20 protein-coding genes are annotated in these 20,830 nt (G+C 67.0%); 9 read left to right on the top strand and 11 right to left on the bottom strand.

Going from position 1 to position 20,830, the window contains the following annotated elements; translation table 11 throughout:
- Window positions 1-9: 9 nt before the first annotated feature.
- Genes ACTJI8_RS07150 through ACTJI8_RS07140 form a run of 3 tightly spaced genes read right to left on the bottom strand, consistent with a single transcriptional unit; the run spans window position 10 to window position 2,961 of the window.
- The gene (locus ACTJI8_RS07150; RefSeq protein ID WP_440732731.1) at window positions 10-915 is read right to left on the bottom strand and encodes a DUF4097 family beta strand repeat-containing protein; all 906 of its coding nucleotides are present in this window, start codon (window positions 913-915) and stop codon (window positions 10-12) included.
- Window positions 912-1,628, bottom strand: a complete 717-nt coding sequence (locus tag ACTJI8_RS07145) for a LuxR C-terminal-related transcriptional regulator (protein WP_440732730.1) — start codon at window positions 1,626-1,628, stop codon at window positions 912-914. The genes ACTJI8_RS07150 and ACTJI8_RS07145 overlap by 4 nt, the downstream gene beginning before the upstream one ends.
- 52 nt (window positions 1,629-1,680) lie before the next feature.
- The gene (locus ACTJI8_RS07140) at window positions 1,681-2,961 is read right to left on the bottom strand and encodes a histidine kinase (protein WP_440732729.1); all 1,281 of its coding nucleotides are present in this window, start codon (window positions 2,959-2,961) and stop codon (window positions 1,681-1,683) included.
- Window positions 2,962-3,098: 137 nt separating this feature from the next.
- Between ACTJI8_RS07140 and ACTJI8_RS07135 the strand changes: the two genes are divergently transcribed.
- Complete coding sequence (locus tag ACTJI8_RS07135; RefSeq protein ID WP_440732728.1) at window positions 3,099-3,812, top strand: VIT1/CCC1 transporter family protein; 714 nt, start codon at window positions 3,099-3,101, stop codon at window positions 3,810-3,812.
- 195 nt (window positions 3,813-4,007) lie between these two features.
- On the opposite strand, the gene ACTJI8_RS07130 is transcribed toward ACTJI8_RS07135, so the two are convergent.
- From ACTJI8_RS07130 to dnaA, 8 genes are all read right to left on the bottom strand, one after another.
- Window positions 4,008-4,409 carry a DUF3566 domain-containing protein gene (locus ACTJI8_RS07130; protein WP_440732727.1) on the bottom strand — a complete coding sequence of 134 codons (402 nt, stop codon included), beginning with the start codon at window positions 4,407-4,409 and terminating at the stop codon, window positions 4,008-4,010.
- Window positions 4,406-6,955: a DNA gyrase subunit A gene (gyrA, locus tag ACTJI8_RS07125; protein ID WP_440732726.1), complete on the bottom strand. Its 2,550-nt coding sequence runs from the start codon at window positions 6,953-6,955 to the stop codon at window positions 4,406-4,408. Before gyrA ends, ACTJI8_RS07130 begins: the two co-directional genes overlap by 4 nt.
- Window positions 6,956-7,131: 176 nt before the next feature.
- Window positions 7,132-9,237 carry a DNA topoisomerase (ATP-hydrolyzing) subunit B gene (gene gyrB, locus ACTJI8_RS07120; protein ID WP_440732725.1) on the bottom strand — a complete coding sequence of 702 codons (2,106 nt, stop codon included), beginning with the start codon at window positions 9,235-9,237 and terminating at the stop codon, window positions 7,132-7,134.
- Window positions 9,238-9,355: 118 nt separating this feature from the next.
- Entirely contained in the window at window positions 9,356-9,847 is a 492-nt protein-coding gene (locus ACTJI8_RS07115) for a DUF721 domain-containing protein (RefSeq protein WP_440732724.1), read from the bottom strand.
- Window positions 9,834-11,003, bottom strand: coding sequence for a DNA replication/repair protein RecF (recF, locus tag ACTJI8_RS07110; protein WP_440732723.1), 1,170 nt, complete (start codon window positions 11,001-11,003; stop codon window positions 9,834-9,836). The genes ACTJI8_RS07115 and recF overlap by 14 nt, the downstream gene beginning before the upstream one ends.
- 151 nt (window positions 11,004-11,154) lie before the next feature.
- A complete protein-coding gene (locus ACTJI8_RS07105; RefSeq protein WP_440732722.1) occupies window positions 11,155-11,607 on the bottom strand; it encodes a GNAT family N-acetyltransferase in 453 nt (150 codons plus the stop codon).
- A gap of 5 nt (window positions 11,608-11,612) precedes the next feature.
- Window positions 11,613-12,752 (bottom strand): DNA polymerase III subunit beta, encoded by a 1,140-nt coding sequence (dnaN, locus tag ACTJI8_RS07100; RefSeq protein WP_440732721.1) that lies wholly within the window; start codon window positions 12,750-12,752, stop codon window positions 11,613-11,615.
- Between the two features lie 513 nt (window positions 12,753-13,265).
- Window positions 13,266-14,666, bottom strand: coding sequence for a chromosomal replication initiator protein DnaA (gene dnaA, locus ACTJI8_RS07095; RefSeq protein WP_440732720.1), 1,401 nt, complete (start codon window positions 14,664-14,666; stop codon window positions 13,266-13,268).
- Between the two features lie 300 nt (window positions 14,667-14,966).
- On the opposite strand from dnaA, the gene rpmH reads away from it, so the two are divergent.
- From rpmH to ACTJI8_RS07055, 8 genes are all read left to right on the top strand, one after another.
- Window positions 14,967-15,104, top strand: coding sequence for a 50S ribosomal protein L34 (gene rpmH, locus ACTJI8_RS07090; RefSeq protein WP_105689046.1), 138 nt, complete (start codon window positions 14,967-14,969; stop codon window positions 15,102-15,104).
- A gap of 3 nt (window positions 15,105-15,107) precedes the next feature.
- Window positions 15,108-15,440 carry a ribonuclease P protein component gene (gene rnpA, locus ACTJI8_RS07085; RefSeq protein WP_440732719.1) on the top strand — a complete coding sequence of 111 codons (333 nt, stop codon included), beginning with the start codon at window positions 15,108-15,110 and terminating at the stop codon, window positions 15,438-15,440.
- Window positions 15,437-15,787, top strand: a complete 351-nt coding sequence (gene yidD / locus ACTJI8_RS07080; protein ID WP_440732718.1) for a membrane protein insertion efficiency factor YidD — start codon at window positions 15,437-15,439, stop codon at window positions 15,785-15,787. The genes rnpA and yidD overlap by 4 nt, the downstream gene beginning before the upstream one ends.
- A gap of 3 nt (window positions 15,788-15,790) precedes the next feature.
- Window positions 15,791-16,906 carry a membrane protein insertase YidC gene (gene yidC / locus ACTJI8_RS07075; protein ID WP_440732717.1) on the top strand — a complete coding sequence of 372 codons (1,116 nt, stop codon included), beginning with the start codon at window positions 15,791-15,793 and terminating at the stop codon, window positions 16,904-16,906.
- Window positions 16,903-17,388: a Jag family protein gene (locus tag ACTJI8_RS07070; protein ID WP_440732716.1), complete on the top strand. Its 486-nt coding sequence runs from the start codon at window positions 16,903-16,905 to the stop codon at window positions 17,386-17,388. Before yidC ends, ACTJI8_RS07070 begins: the two co-directional genes overlap by 4 nt.
- 15 nt (window positions 17,389-17,403) lie before the next feature.
- Window positions 17,404-18,045: a 16S rRNA (guanine(527)-N(7))-methyltransferase RsmG gene (gene rsmG / locus ACTJI8_RS07065; protein ID WP_440732715.1), complete on the top strand. Its 642-nt coding sequence runs from the start codon at window positions 17,404-17,406 to the stop codon at window positions 18,043-18,045.
- 836 nt (window positions 18,046-18,881) lie between these two features.
- Complete coding sequence (locus ACTJI8_RS07060; RefSeq protein WP_440732714.1) at window positions 18,882-19,808, top strand: ParA family protein; 927 nt, start codon at window positions 18,882-18,884, stop codon at window positions 19,806-19,808.
- Entirely contained in the window at window positions 19,808-20,785 is a 978-nt protein-coding gene (locus ACTJI8_RS07055; protein WP_440732713.1) for a ParB/RepB/Spo0J family partition protein, read from the top strand. Before ACTJI8_RS07060 ends, ACTJI8_RS07055 begins: the two co-directional genes overlap by 1 nt.
- Window positions 20,786-20,830 lie beyond the last annotated feature (45 nt).

Below are 20,830 nucleotides of genomic sequence, written 5' to 3'. Positions count from 1 at the left end.
CGAGCCGGGTCAGCTGCCTTCGCGCAGGGTGATGCTCCCCGCGGACAACGAGGCCTGGATGCGATGCGACGACGAGAAGTCGTTCTGCACGCTCGTCTCCAGGTTGCCCGCCGAGACGTCCTTGGACAGGGCGTACCGGCCCGACGGTACCGTCACGTCCATGGATCCGGCACTGACGTCCAGGCGGATCCCGTCGGGCTGGACGCCCGTGAGTGTGGCGTTCAGGTCGCCCGCCGACATCGACAGGTCCGCCGTGGTGACGTCGTCCAGGCGCAGCGTCGCCGAGCCCGCGCTCACCCGCGTGGTGACCGCGGTCGCCCCGCCGTCGACCGTCAGCGACCCCGCGTTCACGGTCGTGCTCAGCGTGTCGAAGCGTCCCTGGGTGGAGAGCGAACCTGCATCCAGCCGCAGGTCGGCGGCCAGCTCGCCCTCCAGCTCACGGGGGAGCGTGAGGGTCATCTGAGGATCGATGCCGAACCAGGTGCCGATCCACCAGCCGAACGGCCCGCTGGGGCGGTCCACACGCAGCACGTCGCCGTCCCGGCGCATCGTCCAGTCGCTGCTGCCCGCTCCGGTGGTCCGCATCGTCGCCGCGGCGACGTCATCGAAGCGGACCGTCGCGGAACCGCGCCCGACCTCAACCTTGAGGTGTGTCACGCCCGAGGTGTCGACGGTGGTGGTGCTGCCCACGGAGCCGTCGCCCGTGGCGATCTGGCTGACGGCCGCGAGAGCGGAGGTGCCGCCGACGGTGACCAGCGCCCCGCCGCCGATGATCGCCGCCGCGATGGTGATCGCGGTCAGGGCTCCGCGACTCGGGCCGGCCCCGGGGGCAGGGGATGCGGATCGGGAGGAGTCCGGCGCAGAGGCCGCGGTCGGATCCGGCTCGGGAGGGTTCGGAGGGGTGAGATTCGTCAACGGTTCGTTCCTGTCTGTGCTGGTCCGGCAGCAGGGCCGTTCAGGCCGGCGCTGGAGATATGGGCGATCGCGGCGAGGACGCGGCGGTTGCCGGACTCGTCGGGTTCGAGCCCGAGTTTCTGGAAGATGGCGGTGATGTGCTTCTCGACGCTGGCCTCGGAGAGGAACAGCGCGGCCGCGATGGCCTGGTTCGACTTGCCCTCCGCGATCATGGCGAGCACCGTGCGCTCGCGTTCGGTGAGGCTTCGCATGCGGTCGTCCTGGTTGCGCCGGGTGAGCAGCTGGGCCACGACCTCCGGGTCCAGCACGGTGGATCCGGAGGCGATGCGCGCGACCGATTCGATGAACTCGGAGACATCAGCCACCCGGTCCTTCAAGAGGTAGCCGAGCGGGCCCGCCGATCCCTGTGCCGATCCGCTCTGGGCGATGATCAGATCGCTCGCATAGCGCTCCTCGACGTACTGCGACAGCACGAGCAGCGGAAGCTGCGGCAGTCGGGTGCGCAACGCCAGCGCCGCGCGGATCCCCTCGTCCACGAAAGTCGGGGGGAGCCTCACGTCGAGGATGCAGAGTTCGGGATCGGTGGCGTCGACGCTCTCGTCGAGGTCGGTCGCATCGGGCAGCGCGGCGACCACCGCGTGCCCGGCGTCCTCGAGCAGACGCACGAGCCCCTCCCGCAGCAGCACCGAGTCTTCGACGATCAGGATCCTCATGAGATGTGCTCCTTCGAGGCGGAACCGACGTGCTGATCGAGAAGAGTGCAGATCAGGATGCGCACGGGACGCTCACCTCCAGGCTGGTCGGACCGCCCGCGGGGCTGTCCAGGCGGAACGTGCCACCGGCGGCGAGCACGCGGTTGCCGATCCCGTCGAGTCCTCCGCCCGGCAGCACGGTCGCGCCGCCGATGCCGTTGTCCTCGACCCGGGCCCAGAGCGTGCCGCCGTCGCGAACCCGCACCACGACCCTGCATTCGCTGGCTCGGGAGTGCTTGGCCGCGTTGGTGAGCGACTCCGCGATAGTGAAGTACACGGCGGCCTCGGCGTCACGCGAGCACCGCCCGTTCATCCGCACATCGAGCACGACCGGCACGGGGGAGCGCCCGGCGAGGGCCGAGAGGGCCGCGTCGAGCCCCCGGTCGTCGAGCACCGAGGCGTGGATTCCGCGCGCGAGCTGGCGCAGCTCGGTGATCGCCGCCTTCGTCGAGGTGTGCGCCTCGGCGATGAGCGCCTTGGCGGCTTCCGGATCCGAGTCGATCTTCTGCTGCGCCATCCCGAGCGTCATCCCGACGGAGACGAGCCGCGGCTGTACGCCGTCATGCAGGTCCCGCTCGATACGGGTGCGCTCCACGTCTGCGGCGCGCACGGCGCCGGCGCGCTGCGCGGTGGTCGTGCGCACCCGCTCACTGAGGTCGAGGTTCCGGTCGGGGGTGGCGACGATGCCGCGCGAGATCACCCGGTGCAGCAGCGCCACGCTGATGATGCCGACCGCGGCGGCCGCCGCGCCGGCGCCGCCGATGAGCGGGGCCCAGGCGCTCGGGTACCTCGTACCCCAACCCGTGTCGACCTCGCCGGTGGTGAACAGCGGGGCGAAGGCCGTGACCGCCGACCACCCGAACCACGCCATGAGCCGCAGCACCAGGGATCCGAGCGCGCAGGCGATGGCGAAGTTGGCCAGCGCCCGCCACATCCGGCCGTTGTACGCCTGCCGCCAGAGCGAGAGCAGCCAGCCGCCGAAGCCCGGACGGTCGGTCGCACGCCAGCGCAGGGCCGGGAGTTCGAACCCGTACAGGCCGTTCAGCCGGGCGATCTCGAACCAGGCCACTCCGTACAGGGCGTAGACCAGGCCTACGAGCACGATGATCCCGACGCCGAGGAAGCTGAGGCCGAAGCCGATCCCCAGCGCACCGCCGAGGATGCCGACCACCGCGGATCCGATCACGCCGAGCGCGGCGAGTTCGAGGATCGTGAGGAACAGGCGCACCGGGGTGCGTGACGCTTCCGCGACAGGGCCTGTCACAGGAGGCGGGGAGGAGGCTGCTGTGGTCATGGCTCCACGCTACGGGCGCGCTCGTGGACCGGGAACGGGGGAAGCCGGGGGATCTGGTTCGGGGTTTCCGTAAGAACAGCGGTTATGCATGCCTTGCCTTGATGGACGGCGGTGCGTGCAGGTGCTTACGTGGACCCATGACTGCACTGCATCCGCACGAACCGCACGGCACCGGTCTCGGACAGCGCCTGAACTGGCTGCGAGCCGGGGTGCTCGGCGCGAACGACGGCATCGTGTCGGTCGCCTCCCTCGTCGTGGGCGTGGCCGGTGCCACGACGGACAATGCCGCGCTGCTGGTCGCGGGCCTCGCGGGCCTCATCGGCGGCGCGATCTCGATGGCGCTCGGTGAGTACGTCTCGGTGTCGAGCCAGCGCGACAGCGAGCACGCCCTCATCGCGAAGGAACGCGAAGAGCTGCGTACGATGCCGGACGCGGAGCTCGCCGAGCTCACCGAGCTGTACCGCCAGCGCGGACTCAGCGACGACACCGCGCACCGGGTCGCCGTCGAGCTCACCGCACACGACGCACTGGCTGCGCACCTCGAGGTCGAGCTCGGCATCGACCAGGACGATCTGGTGAACCCGTGGCACGCGGCGATCTCCTCGGCGATCGCGTTCACGGTCGGCGCCATCTTGCCGCTGCTCGCGATCCTGCTGCCGCCGCCCGGCTGGCGCGTGCCGGTCACCTTCGTCGCCGTGCTGATCGCCCTCGCCGCGACGGGCTTCATCTCAGCGCGGATCGGCGGCTCGAATCCGACGCGCGCCTCGATCCGTCTGGTCATCGGCGGGGCGCTCGCCCTCGTCGCGACGTGGCTCATCGGCACCCTGCTCGGCAGCACCGGCGTCGTCTGACGCCGGCCGACCCGCCCGAGCCGTTGACCCGACCGACCGCCCGACCAGCCGCGAGACTTCAACTGAGCGACGAGACTGCAGCAGAAACTTGCAGTCTCGTCGCTCAGTTGAAGTCTCGCGGTCAGAAGTGGACCAGCAGAGCGCGCGGACGACGAAGGCCCGGATCCGAGGATCCGGGCCTTCCGTGTAGAAGCGTCAGTTCGAGGTGAAGCCGACCAGCAGACCGCCGGTGACCTTGACCGCGAGGTTGTAGATGCCGGCGACGATCGCACCGAGCACCGTGAACACGATGAGGTTCAGGATCGCGACGACCGAGCCGAAGGCCAGCACCTGCGGCAGCCCGACGACCGCGCTCAGCTTCGCGCCGTCGGCGATGCCGGAGACGAACTCGTCGGCCTTGTCCATCAGCCCCGTGGCATCCACCACCAGGTAGATGAGCAGGAACGTGACGAGGGTCACGATAGCGATCGCGATCGCACCGAGGAAGGACAGCTTCACTGCCGACCAGAAGTCGATGTAGACCAGGCGCAGGCGCACCTGCTTGCTGGAGGTCTTGCGGGAAGACTTCTTCGCGAGCTTGTCGGCTACCGTGCTCATGCGTCAGTTCCTTCGGGGGCTTCGGGGGCTTCTGTCTCGGGGGCCGTACCGGAGTCCTCGGACTCGTCGCTGTCGGCCAGGCCGCGCTCGGTGTTCCGCGCGATCGCAAGGATCCGATCGTCCTCGTCGGTCCGGGCGAAAACCACGCCCATGGTGTTGCGACCCTTCGCCGGCACCTCGGCCACGGCAGAGCGTACCACCTTGCCGCTGGCAAGAACCACAAGGACCTCGTCGTCCTCCTGGACGATCAGACCCCCCGCCAGGATGCCCCGGTCGTCGTTCAGTTTGGCGACCTTGATGCCCTGACCGCCGCGGCCCTGCACGCGGTACTCGTCCACCGAGGTGCGCTTCGCATAGCCACCGTCGGTGACCACGAAGACGTAGCCGTCGCCCGTCACGAGCGAGGCGGACAGCAGGCTGTCCTCGCCGTTGAACCGCATGCCCTTGACGCCCTCGGTCGCGCGTCCCATCGGCCGCAGCGCCTCGTCGGTCGCCTGGAAGCGCACCGACATGCCGTGCCGGCTGATCAGCAGGACGTCATCGGTGGCATCGGCGAGGAACGCGCTGACCAGCTCGTCGTCCTCGCGCAGGCGGATCGCGATGACACCGCCCTGACGGTTGGTGTCGTAATCGCCGAGACGGCTCTTCTTCACCAGTCCACCGCGCGTGGCGAGCACCAGGTACTGCGCCGCCTCGTAGTCGCGCAGATCGAGGATCTGCGCGATCTTCTCGTCCGGCTGCAGTGCGAGCAGGTTGGCGACGTGCTGGCCCTTCGCGTCGCGGCCGGCCTCCGGGATCTCGTACGCCTTGGTGCGGTAGACCCGGCCCTTGTCGGTGAAGAACAGCAGCCAGTGATGCGTGGTCGTCACGAAGAAGTGCTCGACGAGGTCGTCGGCCCGCAGCTGTGCGCCCTTGACGCCCTTGCCGCCCCGGTGCTGCGAACGGTAGTTGTCGCTGCGGGTGCGCTTGATGTAGCCCTCACGGGTGACCGTGATGACCATCTCCTCCTCGGCGATGAGGTCTTCCATCGAGACGTCACCGTCGAAGCCGTGCAGGATGTGGGTGCGGCGCTCGTCTCCGAACCGATCCACGATCGCGGTGAGCTCCTCGCGGATGATCTCACGCTGGCGGCCCTCGTCCGCGATGATCTGCTTGTAGTCAGCGATCCGCACCTCGAGCTCGGCGGCCTCGTCGATGATGCGCTGACGCTCCATCGCGGCGAGGCGCCGCAGCTGCATGTCGAGGATCGCCTGAGCCTGCTCCTCGTCGATGTCGAGGAGCTTCTGCAGACCCTCGTTGGCCTCCTGCGCCGAGGGCGAGCGGCGGATCAGGGCGATGACCTCGTCCAGTGCGTCGAGCGCCTTGAGGTAGCCCTGCAGGATGTGCATGCGCGCCTCGGCCTTGGCCAGGCGGAACTTCGTGCGGCGCACGATGACGTCGACCTGGTGGGCGAGCCAGTGCGTGATGAAGCCGTCCAGCGCCAGCGTGCGCGGCACGCCGTCGACGATCGCGAGCATGTTGGCGCCGAAGTTGTCCTGCAGCTGCGTGTGCTTGTACAGGTTGTTCAGCACGACCTTCGCGACCGCGTCGCGCTTGAGCACGACCACCAGGCGCTGGCCGGTGCGATCGCTGGTCTCGTCGCGGATGTCGGCGATGCCGGCGACCTTGCCCTCCCGGACCAGATCGCCGATCTTCACCGCGAGGTTATCGGGGTTCACCTGGTACGGCAGTTCGGTGATCACGAGGCACGTGCGGCCCTGGATCTCCTCGACGCCCACGACCGCGCGCATCGTGATGGATCCGCGGCCGGTGCGATACGCCTCCTGGATGCCCTTCGTGCCCAGGATCTGCGCACCGGTCGGGAAGTCGGGGCCCGGGACGCGCTGGATCAGGCCCTCGAGCAGCTCCTCGCGGGGCAGGTCGGGATTCTCCAGCGCCCAGAGGGCGGCCTCGGACACCTCGCGCAGGTTGTGCGGCGGGATGTTCGTGGCCATGCCGACCGCGATGCCGATCGAGCCGTTCACCAGCAGGTTCGGGAAGCGTGCGGGCAGCACGTCGGGCTCCTGCGTCTGCCCGTCGTAGTTGTCGGAGAAATCGACCGTGGCCTCTTCGATGTCGCGCACCATCTCGAGCGCGAGCGGGGCCATCTTCGTCTCGGTGTACCGGGGGGCCGCGGCGCCCATGTTCCCGGGGGAGCCGAAGTTGCCCTGACCGAGTGCGAGCGGATAGCGCAGCGACCACGGCTGCACCAGCCGGACCAGGGCGTCGTAGATCGCGGAGTCGCCGTGCGGGTGGTACTGACCCATGACCTCGCCGACCACGCGGGCGCACTTGGAGAACGACTTGTCAGGACGGAAGCCGCCGTCGTACATGCCGTAGATCACGCGGCGATGCACGGGCTTGAGCCCGTCGCGCACGTCGGGCAGTGCCCGGCCCACGATGACCGCCATCGCGTAGTCGAGGTAGGACCGCTGCATCTCCGACTGCAGATCGACCTGGTCGATCTTGCCGTGGTTGTGCTCGGATTCGTTTCGTTCGTCCGTCATGTCTTCTTCTCGTCCTGCCCGTCTGGGGCCCGGGCTCCGGGGTCTCACTGGTCAGGAGCAGAGCGGGTTCCTTCCCGCTGCGCGGGCCCCTCCCGATGCTCCTGACCAGTGAGACCCCTGCGCCCTCCTCCGCCACGAAGGAGGAACTCCCGATATTCGCTTGTGTGGTTGGTGGATCAGATGTCGAGGAAGCGGACGTCCTTGGCGTTGCGCTGGATGAAGCCGCGACGCGACTCCACGTCCTCGCCCATCAGCACGCTGAAGATCTCGTCCGCGGCGGCCGCGTCGTCGATCGTGATCTGACGGAGCGTGCGCGTGGTGTGGTCCATCGTGGTCTCCCACAGTTCCTTGGCGTTCATCTCGCCCAGACCCTTGTAGCGCTGGATGCCGGCATCCTTCGGGATCCGCTTGCCGTTCGCGAGCCCGTCGTTGAGCAGGGCGTCGCGCTCGGCGTCCGAGTACACGTACTCGTGCGGTGCGTTCGTCCATTTCAGGCGGTACAGCGGCGGCATCGCGAGGAACACGAAGCCCGCTTCGATGAGCCCGCGCATGTAGCGGAACAGTAGGGTCAGCAGCAGCGTGGTGATGTGCTGGCCGTCCACATCGGCATCCGCCATGAGCACGATCTTGTGATAGCGCGCCTTGCCGAGATCGAAGTCCTCGCCGATGCCCGTGCCGAAGGCCTGGATCATCGCCTGGACTTCCTTGTTGGCGAGGGCCTTGTCCAGACGCGCGCGCTCGACGTTGAGGATCTTGCCGCGCAGAGCCAGGATCGCCTGGGTGTGCGGGTCGCGACCCTGCACAGCCGAGCCGCCGGCCGAGTCGCCCTCCACGAGGAAGATCTCGCTGATCGACGGATCCTTGCTGGTGCAGTCCTTGAGCTTGTCGGGCATCGCGGCCGACTCGAAGACGCTCTTGCGGCGTGCGGTCTCGCGCGCCTTGCGGGCGGCCATGCGGGCGGTCGCGGCCTCGACGGCCTTGGTCACGACGTTCTTGGCCTGCTTCGGGTTGCGGTCGAACCAGTCGCCGAGCTGATCGCCGACCACCTTCTGGGTGAAGGCCTTCGCCTCGGTGTTGCCGAGCTTGGTCTTGGTCTGGCCCTCGAACTGCGGTTCGCCGAGCTTGATCGAGATGACCGCGGTGAGGCCCTCGCGCACGTCGTCACCGGTGAGGTTGTCGTCCTTCTCCTTGAGGATGTTGTTGGCGCGCGCGTAGCGGTTGACGAGCGTCGTCAGCGCCGCGCGGAAGCCCTCCTCGTGCGTGCCGCCCTCGTGCGTGTTGATGGTGTTCGCGTAGGTGAACACGTTCTCGGTGTAGCCGGTGGTCCACTGCATCGCGACCTCGAGCGAGATCTTGCGGGCGGTGTCCTCGGACTCGAACGCGATGATCTCGTCGTTGACGGCATCGGCCTTGCGCACGTGGTTGAGGTACTCGACGTAGTCGACGAGACCGCGCTCGTAGAAGAACACATCCGCGCGCTGGCGCGTGACGACGGTGCCGTCGACCTCCTCATCGACCGTGGCGCCTTCGCGCTCGTCGAGCAGCTCGATGCGCAGCCCCTTGTTCAGGAACGCCATCTGCTGGAAGCGGGTGCGCAGCGTGTCGTATTCGAACTCGACGGTCTCGGTGAAGATCTCCGCGTCCGGCCAGAACGTGATCGTCGTTCCGGTCTCGGACGTGGCCTCGCCCTTCTCGAGCTGCTGCTGCGGCGCACCACCGTCGGCGAAACGGTGCCGCCAGACGAAGCCCTTCTGCTTGACCTCGACGTCGAATCGCGTCGAAAGGGCGTTGACCACGGAGGATCCGACACCGTGCAGACCGCCGGACACGGCGTACGCGCCGCCGCCGAACTTGCCACCGGCATGCAGGATCGTGAGCACGACCTCGACCGTCGACTTGGTCGGGTCGGAGGAGTGCGGGTCGACCGGGATGCCGCGACCGTTGTCGATGACACGGACCCCGCCGTCGGCGAGGAGCGTGACGAGGATCTTGTCGGCGTAACCCGCGAGCGCCTCGTCGACGGAGTTGTCCACGATCTCGTACACCAGGTGGTGCAGGCCGCGGGGTCCGGTCGAACCGATGTACATGCCGGGGCGCTTGCGCACAGCCTCGAGTCCCTCGAGGATCTGGATCGAGTCGGCGCCGTACTCCACTTCTGGGGCGGGCTTCGCCGCCGGGGCGGGCGCGGTCGGCGACGTGGCGGATCCGGGTGCTTCTGCCCCCGTCTGGGTCGAGTCGTTCGCGGTCGATTCGTTCGCGTCAGAGGGGGTTTCAGGCGTCATCTGAGAGGAGGCTCCACATCGAAGATCTAGGCCCTCAGTCTATCGGAAAGACCCCTTCCTGTCTCGTTGTACGCGATTCTGCGCGCCTGGAGTCCCCCGGGACGGGATGGATCATGTCCTAACCGTAGGTATCGCGCGGACCGCGCCCTGGAGCGACTCTGGTGCCCCATTTCCACGAAGGGACGTCCGGCCCGACGAACCGGATGTTCTCGACACCGGCCTCCGGGTACCTCCTCCCGATCTCCGTGATGATCACGGCGCGCATGTACTGCAGGTTCTTCGCCCACGCCGTCGAATCGCACTTGACCGTGAGCATGCCGCCCTCCAGCGACACCGGCTCGGAGTGCTTGGCCGTGTCGGGGCCCGCGAGCTCCGCCCACTGCAGCACGAGATCCTCGCGGCTCAGCGCCGCCTCCCAGCCCGCATCCTTGGTCAGCTTCGCCAGGACATCGCCGAGTGTGCCGGGGTCACGGCCGGCCGTGAACGGGGCGTTCTCGTCGTCGACGAGGCGCTTCTTGCGCTTCCAATTCTTGGAACTCGGCTTCAGACCCCTCAGGCGCAGGTACGTCGCGATCGTCTCGGGGACGTCCGGCTCGTCATGCTCGGTCATCGTTGACCTCGCGCTCGTCGATGATGGTGCCGGCCGAGATCCGCACCACGTGCCGATGCAGCACCTCTGGGATGTCCTCCTCGACGGCTGCCGTGACCAGCACCTGCTCGTAGCCGGCCGTGATGCCGGCCAGACGCCGGCGGCGTTCGGCGTCGAGCTCGGCGAACACGTCGTCGAGGATGAGCACGGGATCCCCGGCGGGGGATTCCGCACGCAGCAGCTCAGCCGAGGCGAGTCGCAGCGCGAGCGCGATCGACCACGACTCGCCGTGAGAGGCGTAGCCCTTCACCGGGAGGTCGCGCACCCGCAGCACGAGGTCGTCGCGGTGCGGTCCGACCAGGGTGAGTCCCCGCTCGAGCTCCGCGGAGCGCTTGGCCGCGAGGGCGGTGCGGAAGAGATCCGCCGTGGATCCGGGAGCGGGTGCCTCCTCGGCGGCGTCGCCCTCCTCCGGGTCGCCGCCGCGGATCGACTGGGCCCAGTGCAGGCGCGGGTCATGATCCTCGCCGGCGATCGCCGAATACGCATCGGTAAGCCCCGGCTGCAGGTCGGCGGCGAGCCGGGAACGGGCGTCGATGATCTCGGATCCGAGTGCGATGAGCTTGTCGTCCCAGACGTCGAGCGTGGTCAAGGCCTCGGCTTTCATGCCGCGGGCACGGGCCGACTTCAACAGCGCCGTGCGCTGACGCAGCACGCGGTCGTAGTCGCCGAGCACCGCCGACATGCGCGGAGTGCGCTGGATCAGCAGTTGATCGGCGAACCGGCGGCGGGAGGACGGATCCCCTCGCACGATCTGCAGATCCTCCGGGGCGAACAGCACGACGTGCGCGTATCGGGGCAGATCGGCGGTACGGCCCGGAGCGGCGTTGATGCGCGCCTTATTCGAACCCTGTCGGTTGATCTGCACCTCGATCAGGACTTTCCTCGGCCCGTGCGCGAGCCGAGCGCGGACGATCGCCGCATCATGACCGTCGCGCACCATCGGGGCATCGGAGGAGACCCGGTGCGAACCCAGGGTCGCGAGGAACACGATCGCCTCGGCGAGGTTCGTCTTGCCCTGGCCGTTGCGGCCGACGAGCACGTTCGGGCCGCGGTGCAGCGCGAGTTCGGCGGTCGCGTAATTGCGGAAATCCACGAGGCTGAGATGCTCCACAATCACCCGAGCAACCTTACCCGCGGGCCCCGACACCGGGTTGGGCGGAACCCGGGCGCTCGGTCTCCGGCTCAGTGGTCGCAGAACGCGGTCATTCCGCGTTCGAAGCCGCATTCTGCGACCAGTCACGGGGGCCGGACCGTGTGCGACCGCGCGATCAGAGTTCGCGGGCGACGTAGACCATGCCGCCCTCGCGGCGGGTCTCGGTCATTCCGGACCGCGCCAGCACGGCGAGCGAGGCGAGATTCGTCTCTTCGGTGTCGGCGATCGCGCGCACGGCTCCATGAGCGGCCGCGATCTGCAGGCCTTCGGCGACGGCGGTCGTCGCGAGCCCTCGACCGCGCGCGGCGGGGATCAGCCCGTACCCGAATTCGACTGTTCCCGTCTCGTCCGGCGGACCGAAGAATCCGAAGCCGCCGACCGCGACACCCTGGTCATCGCGGATGGCGTACAGCGTGAAGACCGGATCCGCGTCCTCGCGAGCGGCGAGCGATCGCAGCGGCACGAGCTCATCCTCGAACGGGTACTCGGGGTGCCAGTCGTCGCCCGAGCGCTCATCGCGGGTGATGATCCTCGCCGCGAGAGCGGAATCGATCGGATCCAGCCTCATACGTCTCAGCGGAGCAGCAGGTTGGGCTGCAGCAGGTACTTGTACGAGTCGAGACCGGCCGCATCGACCGACGTCTGGCTCGTGATCAGCACGGGGCTGAGCTTGTTCGCGTTGTCCGAGGAGGTGAACGTGACGCGCACGAACTCGCTCTTGAGAGCTCCGAGCGCCTCGAGCAGGTACTGCGGGTTCAGGCCGAGGGTGACCTCTTCGCCGTTGAGGTGCGCGTCGACCGATTCGGAGGCACGGGCCTGCTCGCCGCCGGAGGCGTCCATGGTCACCTCGGACGTTTCGAACGTGAAACGCAGCGGAGCGGACCGGTCCAGCACGAGCGCGACGCGACGCACGGCCTCGGTGAGGTCGGCGGTGCTCACCACCGCGTGGTGGTCGGTCTGCTCCGGGAAAAGGCGGCGGACCGGGGGGAAGTTGCCCTTGATGAGCAGCGAGGTGACGGTCTTGTTGCCCGCGGTGAATGCGATGATCTCGCGGTCACCGGCGCCCGAGAACGAGATCTGGATGGTGCCGGCGTGACCGAAGGTCTTACCGACCTCCTGCAGGGTGCGAGCCGGGACGAGCGCGGTCTGCGCCGCGGCCTCGCCGTCCCATGGGACGTCGCGCAGCGACACCCGGTATCGGTCGGTGGCCACGAGGCTCAGCGTGTTCTCGCTGACCTCGAGCTGCACGCCGGTGAGCACCGGGGTTACGTCGTCGCGCGAGGCGGCGAAGGCGACCTGGGCGATCGCAGTGCCGAAGTCCTCTGCGGGGACGACACCGCTGGTGCCGGAGACCTCGGGAATGGAGGGATATTCCTCGACCGGCATGGCGGCGAGGGTGAAGCGTGCGGATCCGCAGCGTACGGCGATGCCGCCGTCCTCCTCGACAGAGATCTCGATCGGTGCGTTGGGCAGACGGCTGGCGATGTCGGAGAGCAGGCGTCCGTGCACGAGGATCGTGCCCGGTTCGTCGACGGTGGCCTCGATCGTGGTGCGCGCGGAGGCCTCGTAGTCGAAGGCGGAGAGCGTGAGCCCCTCATCACCGGCCTCGATCAGCACTCCGGCCAGGATCGGCTGCGGATTCCGCTGAGGCAGCAGCTTGACGACGAAGGACACAGCTTCGCTGAAGACATCGCGATTGACCTGGAACCTCACGGCGCTCCTCCGTCGACTGAATGCGGAGGATGACACGAATCTCCGCCCCATGGCAGACACCAGGGGATCCCATGCTAATGCCACGAGGCATCAGGTTCAGGTCGAAGTGCCCCGGATCCGCATCCATCCCCAACCGGGCACCGGGTGGTGATCGATGGACGGAGATTCGAGAGGAGTTCTTAACGGTGTTAACGCCTGTGGATACTGTGGATAACTCTGGGGATGCTTTGCGGCTCTAGGGAACTACAGACGTGTGAGTTGTGGAGACCCTGCGGAAACAGCGGGGTCGCGGGGCATGCGGTGCGGATCCGTTCGCCCGAGTTATCCACAGATCGACGCTCATCATGGGGAATCCACGCCGTCCGGATCCCGAGATATCCCCAAGTTATCCACATGTGGACTTCCGGGCGGGGCGGATGCCAGAATTCGCCGGCACAGCCTGGAACTGGCGTCGACGGCGCTCCTGCGACCGCGCAGAGAGCCCGCAGCGCGGGGGAGGATCCGTGCGGAGGTTCAGCGACGGCTGAGCTGGGCGGTGATCTCGGTCACCTGGTTGAAGATGGCGCGGCGCTCCTTCATGAGCTCGCTGATCTTCTTGTACGCGTACATCACGGTGGTGTGGTCGCGGTTGCCGAACAGCTGGCCGATCTTCGGCAATGAGAGATTGGTGCGCTCGCGGCACAGATACATGGCGATCTGTCGGGCCGTCGCGATCTGCTGCGACCTGCTGGATCCGTAGAGGTCGTCCTCGCTGAGCTTGAAGTAGTTCGCGGTCGTCGTGATGATGTCGGTCGGCGAGATGATGCTGTCCTCGTCCTGATCGACGATGTCGCGCAGGGCCGTCTGCGCGGTGGCGATGTCGAGTGCGGAGCGGTTCAGGTTCGCGAACGCGGTGGCACGGATCAGCGCACCCTCGAGCTCGCGGATGTTGGAGGACACCTTCGTCGCGATGTACTCGAGCACGTCGTCCGGGACGTGCAGCTGCTCGCTCTGCGCCTTCTTGCGGAGGATCGCGATGCGCGTCTCCAGGTCGGGCGCTTGCACGTCGGTGATGAGGCCCCACTCGAACCGGCTCCGCATCCGCTCCTCGAACCCGGTGAGGTGCTTGGGCGGCAGGTCGCTCGTGATGACGACCTGCTTGTTGTGGTCGTGCAGCTGGTTGAAGGTGTGGAAGAACGCCTCCTGCGTCTCCGCGCGGCCCTGCAGGAACTGGATGTCGTCGATCATCAGGATGTCGACCTCGCGATAGCGCGCCTGGAAGGCGGATCCGCGGTTGTTCGCGATCGAGTTGATGAAGTCGTTGGTGAATTCCTCGCTCGACACGTAGCGAACCTTGACCCCGGCGTACAGGGACTGGGCGTAGTCGCCGATCGCGTGCAGCAGGTGGGTCTTGCCCAGGCCAGGGCCTCCATAGATGAACAGCGGGTTGTAGGCCTTCGCGGGTGCCTCGGCGACGGCGACGGCGGCCGCGTGGGCGAAGCGGTTGGACTGGCCGATCACGAAGTTGTCGAAGACGTACTTGGGGTTCAGCCGCGACTCGTGACGGATCGGTGTCGGCTGCTGCTCGATGGGGGATTCGATCCTGGTCGGCTCCTGCCGGCCGGGGGCGAAGTCCGGGACCGGGATCGGCACGGTCTGCTGCTCGACCATGTCGTGGTTCACGGTGACGCGGAACGAGGTCACCTCGTCTCCGATGCGGGCGAGCGCCTCCATGATCGGCAGTCGGAGGCGCTTGTTGATCTGTCCCGCGGTGAGGTCGTTCGGGACCTCCAGGTAGAGGGTGGCAGTCATGACGCCCGCAGGAACGGCGAGATTGAGGAAGCCCTGCAGCGGCGCGGAGACGCGCTCGTCTCGGGCCAGCTCCGCGAGAAGTTCGTCCCAGATCGGGACTTCGGACTCTGCGGCTGCGGACATGGTTCCCCCGGGCGACTCGGCACAGCGGGCGGATCGGGACACGCTGCCTGTGGATAACTGCTCGTGCCACGGTAGTCAGCCTGGGCCGTGAGGGCAACCTGTGACTGGGAACGAGAGACGGCGTGTCCTTGTTGAAGGATCCCTCCACAGATGTGGATAATGTTGCTTTCGCCCGCTCAGTTTGCGATGTCGGGGTCGACGTCGTAGCCTTAATCGGTTGACTTATGCCATTTCGGCAGTCTTTTTCCACCGTCTCCGGCCGCATCGATCCCGGTGACAGCTTCCCTTCCCGGAGAAATCATGAGCAAGCGTACTTTCCAGCCCAACAACCGTCGTCGCGCCAAGAAGCACGGGTTCCGTGCCCGCATGCGCACCCGCGCCGGCCGCGCCATCCTCTCGGCACGCCGCACGAAGGGCCGTGTCGAGCTCTCGGCGTAAACCGTGCTCGCCCGCCCGCATCGCCTCGTCCGCGGGTCCGACTACCGCACGGTGGTTCGGCGCGGACGGCGATACGGCGGGCTGCGGCTTGTCGTCTCGGTGCTCGACACCGGTGAGCAGCGCCCCGTGCGCTTCGGCTTCATCGTGAGCAAGCAGGTGGGGAACGCAGTGACCCGTAACACCGTGCGGCGACGCCTGAAGGACGCATGCGCCCGCCAGCTCCCATTGAGAGACGGCGTCGACATCGTCATCCGCGCCCTGCCCTCCGCGGCGGAGGCGCCTTTCGTGGATCTGCTGTCGGATCTGGGACGAGCCGTCGACAGGGGGGTGCGATGAGCGCGCTTCCGGCGTATTCGCGCGGTACCGCGCACCTGCACGCCGGTGACGCGCTGCGGGCAGTCCCGCTGGTTCCACGCAACCTGGTGCTGGGGTTCCTCACCGCCTACCGCGCGGCGGTCTCCCCCCTGTACGGCGATGTCTGTGCGTACTACCCATCGTGTTCCGCCTACGCTGTAGGTGCGGTGCAGCAGCACGGTGCGGTGAAGGGCGCAGGCCTTTCGGCGTGGCGGATTCTGCGCTGCAATCCCTGGAGCCACGGCGGTGTGGACGACGTGCCACCGCATTCCGACTTCCGACACGCCCTCACGCCCCGAGGATTCGTCGTACCCTCCCGAAAGGACTGATCAGTGGGTTCCGACCTCCTGTTTGCCGCGTCAACGACGCCTGCTGCCTCGAGCGGAGGCTTCGATCTGCTCGGCATCGTCATGTGGCCGTTCAAGGCACTGGTCGAGGCGATCCTCGTCGCCTGGCACTGGCTGTTCACCTCCCTGGGCATGCAGGGCGCCGCGGGCCTCACCTGGGTGCTGTCGATCGTCGGGCTCGTCCTGGTCATTCGCGCGGCGGTCTTCCCGCTCTTCGTGCGGCAGATCAAGAGTCAGCGCAAGATGATGGAAATCGCCCCTGAACTCAAGAAAGTTCAGGAGAAGTACAAGGGCAAGCGTGATCAGCTGAGCCGCGAGGCGATGAGTCGCGAGACCATGGCCCTGTACAAGCGCCACGGCACGACGCCGATGTCGAGCTGTCTTCCGCTGCTGGTGCAGATGCCGTTCCTGCTCGGCATGTTCTACACGCTGAGCGATGTCAAGAAGCACGCCGTCGCGGGCGAGGGCGGGGTGTGGCTGCTGACGAAGCAGCTGACCAAGCAGTTCTACGACGCGACGCTGTTCGGAGTGGCGCCGCTGCACACCAGCCTCGTGGATGCGGTGCAGCACAAGCCGGCCGGCTGGGAGACCACGGTCGCGATCCTCGTCGTCCTGGTGATCCTCATGATCGGATCCCAGTTCTTCACGCAGCTGCAGATCATCTCGAAGAACCTGTCGCCCGAGGCCAAGACCGGCCAGGCGTACCAGATGCAGAAGATCATGCTGTACATCCTTCCGCTGGGCTTCATCTTCTCCGGTCTGTTCTTCCCGCTCGGTGTGGTCATCTACTGGTTCATCAGCAACCTGTGGACGATGGGCCAGCAGTTCCTGGTGCTGCGTGAGATGCCGACACCCGGATCCGATGCGGCCAAGGCGCGGGAGGAGCGTCTCGCGCGCAAGGGCAAGGCCATCAACTCCGAGGGCAAGGTCGTGCCGAAGGCCGCCTACGACGCCGAGCAGCAGAAGATGCTGGAGGACGCCGAGCGCCTCCGTGCTCAGCAGCCCAAGCGCCAGCAGCCGAAGAGCGCCAAGCGCGCCAAGAAGGACCAGGACAACGCCAAGAAGGATCCTGAGAAGAACGTGAACGGAGACAAGGCATGACCGAGCAGGATGTCGCCGAGCCGACCGTCTCCGATCTCGAGCATGAGGGCGACGTCGCGGCGGACTTCATCGAGGGTCTTCTGGACATCGCCGACATCGACGGCGACCTGACCCTGGACGTCAAGCAGGGACGAGCATACGTCTCGGTCGAGGCGGAGGGCGACGGTCTGCGCCTGCTTTCTGCGCCCGACACCGTGCAGGCGCTGCAGGAGCTCACCCGACTCGCTGTGCAGAGCAGCACCGGATCCTTCTCGCGCGTGATCCTCGACGTCGCCGGATCCCGGGATGCGCGCCGTAGTCAGCTCGAGCGCCTGGTCGATTCCGCTGTCGCGAAGCTCGACGAGGGAGCGTCGCAGGCGTCGCTGCCGTCGATGTCGAGTTACGAGCGCAAGCTGGTGCATGACATCGTGGCGGAGCGGGGCCTGATCTCCGAGTCCTACGGCGATGGTCCGACCCGCCATACGGTCATCCGCCGGCACTGACGTTTCACGTGAAACATGACTGAATCGGTGTCGTCCGAGCTCGAGGCTGAGCCGGCTGTTGCCGCCGTGCTGTTCGGGGATCGGATCGGGCTCGCGCGCGACTTCACCGCGGCGTTGGCCGAGCAAGGCGAAGAGCGCGGCCTGATCGGCCCGCTCGAGGTGCCGCGACTATGGACCCGGCACATCCTCAACAGCGCTATCGCCGCACCTCTGTTCCACGGCACCGTTGCGGACGTGGGATCCGGAGCCGGCCTGCCGGGCATCGTGCTCGCGATCGCCCGACCCGATGTGCAGTTCACGCTCATCGAGCCGATGGAGCGACGCGTGGCATGGCTGGACGAGCAGGTCACGGCCCTGGGCCTGTCGAACACGACGGTCGTTCGCGGTCGTGCTGAGGATGTCGGGCTCAGCGGCACGTTCGACATGGTCACTGCACGCGCGGTCAGCGCGCTGCGCACTCTGCTTCCGTGGACTGCACCTCTCGTGCGCAGCGGGGGAGAGCTCGCGCTGCTCAAGGGCGTCAACGCCGAAAACGAGATCACCGCTGCGCAGAAGCAGATCCGCAAGTTCCTGCTCAGCGACGTGCGCGTGGAGGTCCTCGGTGAAGGCGTGCTGACCGAGACGACGCGCGTGCTGCGAGCGACTGTCCGCGGCTGAGTCCCGCGAGTAGGACCACCCTTTCGGGACACGGTCTTCGTCTGATAGCTCCGCCTCGATAGTCGGCGCCCTGGCTGCGGGATGTGAGTTCCACGAATCGGCGGGTTCCTTCCCGCTTCGCGGGCCCCCTCCCGATATTCGTGGTACTCACATCCCTCCGCCCTCGTTTCACGTGAAACGCCGTGCTCGACCTGGGCCAAGCGCGTGGGCCCAGCGTCCTTCGGCAGGGATGGGATTGGGTGTTACAGGGCCCCCAGCTGAAACGAACCCCAGGACAGCGGACGAATCGGATCGTGGGTGTCTCCAGGAGCAGCCGCCAGCGAGGGGCATGCTCAGCACGTTTCGCTTAGCGGCGCTCGTGTGGGATGAGAGCGCGACGGCCGGGTAGGGGGAGCAGTGTGGTGTTGCGCAGAGATGGCCGTCAACGCGGCGGGACCTCTCAGTCGGTCGACACAGCCTATACCTGCCTCGAGGGCCACAGCCCCCATGTGATGTTTCACGTGAAACATCACCGCAGCGCCGCCACCTCGGTCATAGCTGTTGCCAGCACCGACCGACCGTTCCTGTCGTGGGAGGGCGCAGGGGTGTGTGGATGGCGAATATCGGGAGGGGGCCGCGCAGCGGGAAGGAGCCCACCGATTCGTGATCCACACCCCTGCGCCCACGTGTGCAATGAGGGCTCAGCGCGCATGCCTTACGAGGCTGCGAGTGGCACAGAACGTGGTGTTTCACGTGAAACATAGCCCTGTTTCACTGATCCGTCCGAAGATTGTCGGCCGCGCAAGTTAGAGTGGAGATTCCGTCGTTTCCCCGTCGGAGATCGTCGAAAGGAGTGGATGTTTCACGTGAAACAGTCCTCAAGCACCTCGACTGCTGGATACGGCGTGGACACCCCTTTGGCCCGGGAACTCGCGGATCTGACGGCTCGCCGCAAGGCGTTGGAAGGCGTCACGGTCCGTTTCGACGGGCCGACCCGTGTCTTCACGATCTCGAACCAGAAGGGCGGGGTCGGAAAGACGACAACCGCCGTCAATATCGCGGCGGCGATGGCGGATCTCGGCGCGAAGGTGCTCGTGATCGACCTGGATCCACAGGGAAATGCATCGACGGCGCTGGGAGTCCCGCACACCGCCGATCTGCAGAGCATCTATGACGTCCTGATCAGCGATGTTCCGCTGGTGGACGTCGTGCGAGCCAGTCCTGAATCCCCCAATCTGCTCTGCGCGCCGAGCACGATTCACCTCGCGGGCGCCGAGATCGAGCTGGTCTCGCAGGTCGCGCGGGAGCACCGGCTACGCACCGCGCTCAATGACTACCTGACCCAGAATCCGGTGGACGTCGTGATCATCGACTGCCCGCCGTCGCTGGGACTGCTCACGATCAACGCCTTCACCGCCGCAACCGAGGTGATGATCCCGATTCAGTGCGAGTACTACGCCCTGGAGGGCCTGAGCCAGCTGCTCGGCAACATCCGGATGATCCAGAAGCACCTGAATCCCGACCTCACGATGTCGACGATCCTTCTGACGATGTTCGACGGACGCACCCGACTCGCGCAGCAGGTTGCGGAGGAGGTGCGCGGACATTTCCCGCACGAGGTGCTGGACACCGTGATTCCTCGTTCCGTGCGTGTCTCCGAAGCGCCGAGCTTCGGGCAGACCGTGATCGCGTACGACGGGCAGTCGGTAGGCGCGGTCGCCTACCGAGAAGCAGCAGTCGAGATCGCCCGCCGGGCGACCGAAGACAACGAGAAGGGGCACTGATGGCCAAACGCACGGGACTCGGCCGGGGGATCGGCGCACTCATCCCCACTTCGGATGCCACGGAGCGCCCCGTGGACGTGTTCTTCCCCGGCGCACGCATCGATCCGGTCCCGGAGACCGCGCCTGCTGTACAGCCCGCCGAGCCGGCCGAGGATCTTGTCGCCGTTCCGGGTGCCCGCCTGATTCGTGTGAACCCGCACGACATCGTTCCGAACCCACGACAGCCGCGCGTCCACTTCAACGAGGACGATCTCGCGGAGCTCGTGCACAGCGTGCGCGAGTTCGGGGTGCTGCAGCCCGTGGTCGTGCGACAGAACGACGAAGGCAAGTACGAGCTGATCATGGGGGAGCGGCGCACCCGCGCCGCTCGGGAAGCCGGACTCGATTCGATGCCGGCGATTCTACGGGAGACCGCAGACGAAGATCTGCTCCGTGATGCGCTGCTGGAGAACCTGCACCGGTCGCAGTTGAACCCGCTCGAAGAGGCCTCCGCGTACCAGCAGCTCCTCGAGGACTTCGGTATCACCCAGGAGGCCCTCGCGAACCGCATCGGTCGCTCCCGTCCGCAGGTCAGCAACACGATCCGGCTACTCAAACTGCCTGTTCCCGTCCAGCAGCGGGTGGCGGCAGGAGTGTTGTCGGCCGGCCACGCCAGGGCGATCCTCTCGCTCGACGACACCGAACTGATGCAGCGGCTCTCGGACAAGGTTGTCAACGAGGATCTCTCCGTCCGCGCAACTGAAGAAGCGGCGAAGACCATCGCCGCAGCGGGCACCGTACCCAAGTCCGTCAAGCCGCAGGCGGGCGCGCGCCGCGCGTACCTGGACGACGTCGCCGGCAAGCTCGGCGATCGACTCAACACCCGGGTGCAGATCGCCCTGGGTGCACGAAAAGGCCAGGTCAAGATCGAATTCGCTTCTATCCAGGACCTGAACCGCATCCTTTCGGAGATCGGCGAAGAAGGTTTCGGTTCCTGACGGATTCGGAGCGACCGCTTTCAACGGGGCCCGGGACGATCTGCG

Origin of the sequence: Microbacterium sp. 22303 (genome assembly GCF_052045265.1) — a bacterium.
Lineage (GTDB): Bacteria > Actinomycetota > Actinomycetes > Actinomycetales > Microbacteriaceae > Microbacterium.
Note: the sequence above shows the minus strand (reverse complement) of the source record. Positions and strands in the feature narration are given on the sequence as shown.

Coding starts and splice junctions, on each gene's coding strand:
- ACTJI8_RS07145 (WP_440732730.1), bottom strand. CDS start 1,628: ATGAGGATCCTGATCGTCGAAGACTCGGTGCTGCTGCGGGAGGGGCTC.
- ACTJI8_RS07140 (WP_440732729.1), bottom strand. CDS start 2,961: ATGACCACAGCAGCCTCCTCCCCGCCTCCTGTGACAGGCCCTGTCGCG.
- ACTJI8_RS07135 (WP_440732728.1), top strand. CDS start 3,099: ATGACTGCACTGCATCCGCACGAACCGCACGGCACCGGTCTCGGACAG.
- ACTJI8_RS07130 (WP_440732727.1), bottom strand. CDS start 4,409: ATGAGCACGGTAGCCGACAAGCTCGCGAAGAAGTCTTCCCGCAAGACC.
- gyrA (WP_440732726.1), bottom strand. CDS start 6,955: ATGACGGACGAACGAAACGAATCCGAGCACAACCACGGCAAGATCGAC.
- gyrB (WP_440732725.1), bottom strand. CDS start 9,237: ATGACGCCTGAAACCCCCTCTGACGCGAACGAATCGACCGCGAACGAC.
- ACTJI8_RS07115 (WP_440732724.1), bottom strand. CDS start 9,847: ATGACCGAGCATGACGAGCCGGACGTCCCCGAGACGATCGCGACGTAC.
- ACTJI8_RS07105 (WP_440732722.1), bottom strand. CDS start 11,607: ATGAGGCTGGATCCGATCGATTCCGCTCTCGCGGCGAGGATCATCACC.
- dnaA (WP_440732720.1), bottom strand. CDS start 14,666: ATGTCCGCAGCCGCAGAGTCCGAAGTCCCGATCTGGGACGAACTTCTC.
- rpmH (WP_105689046.1), top strand. CDS start 14,967: ATGAGCAAGCGTACTTTCCAGCCCAACAACCGTCGTCGCGCCAAGAAG.
- yidD (WP_440732718.1), top strand. CDS start 15,437: ATGAGCGCGCTTCCGGCGTATTCGCGCGGTACCGCGCACCTGCACGCC.
- ACTJI8_RS07070 (WP_440732716.1), top strand. CDS start 16,903: ATGACCGAGCAGGATGTCGCCGAGCCGACCGTCTCCGATCTCGAGCAT.
- rsmG (WP_440732715.1), top strand. CDS start 17,404: ATGACTGAATCGGTGTCGTCCGAGCTCGAGGCTGAGCCGGCTGTTGCC.
- ACTJI8_RS07060 (WP_440732714.1), top strand. CDS start 18,882: ATGTTTCACGTGAAACAGTCCTCAAGCACCTCGACTGCTGGATACGGC.
- ACTJI8_RS07055 (WP_440732713.1), top strand. CDS start 19,808: ATGGCCAAACGCACGGGACTCGGCCGGGGGATCGGCGCACTCATCCCC.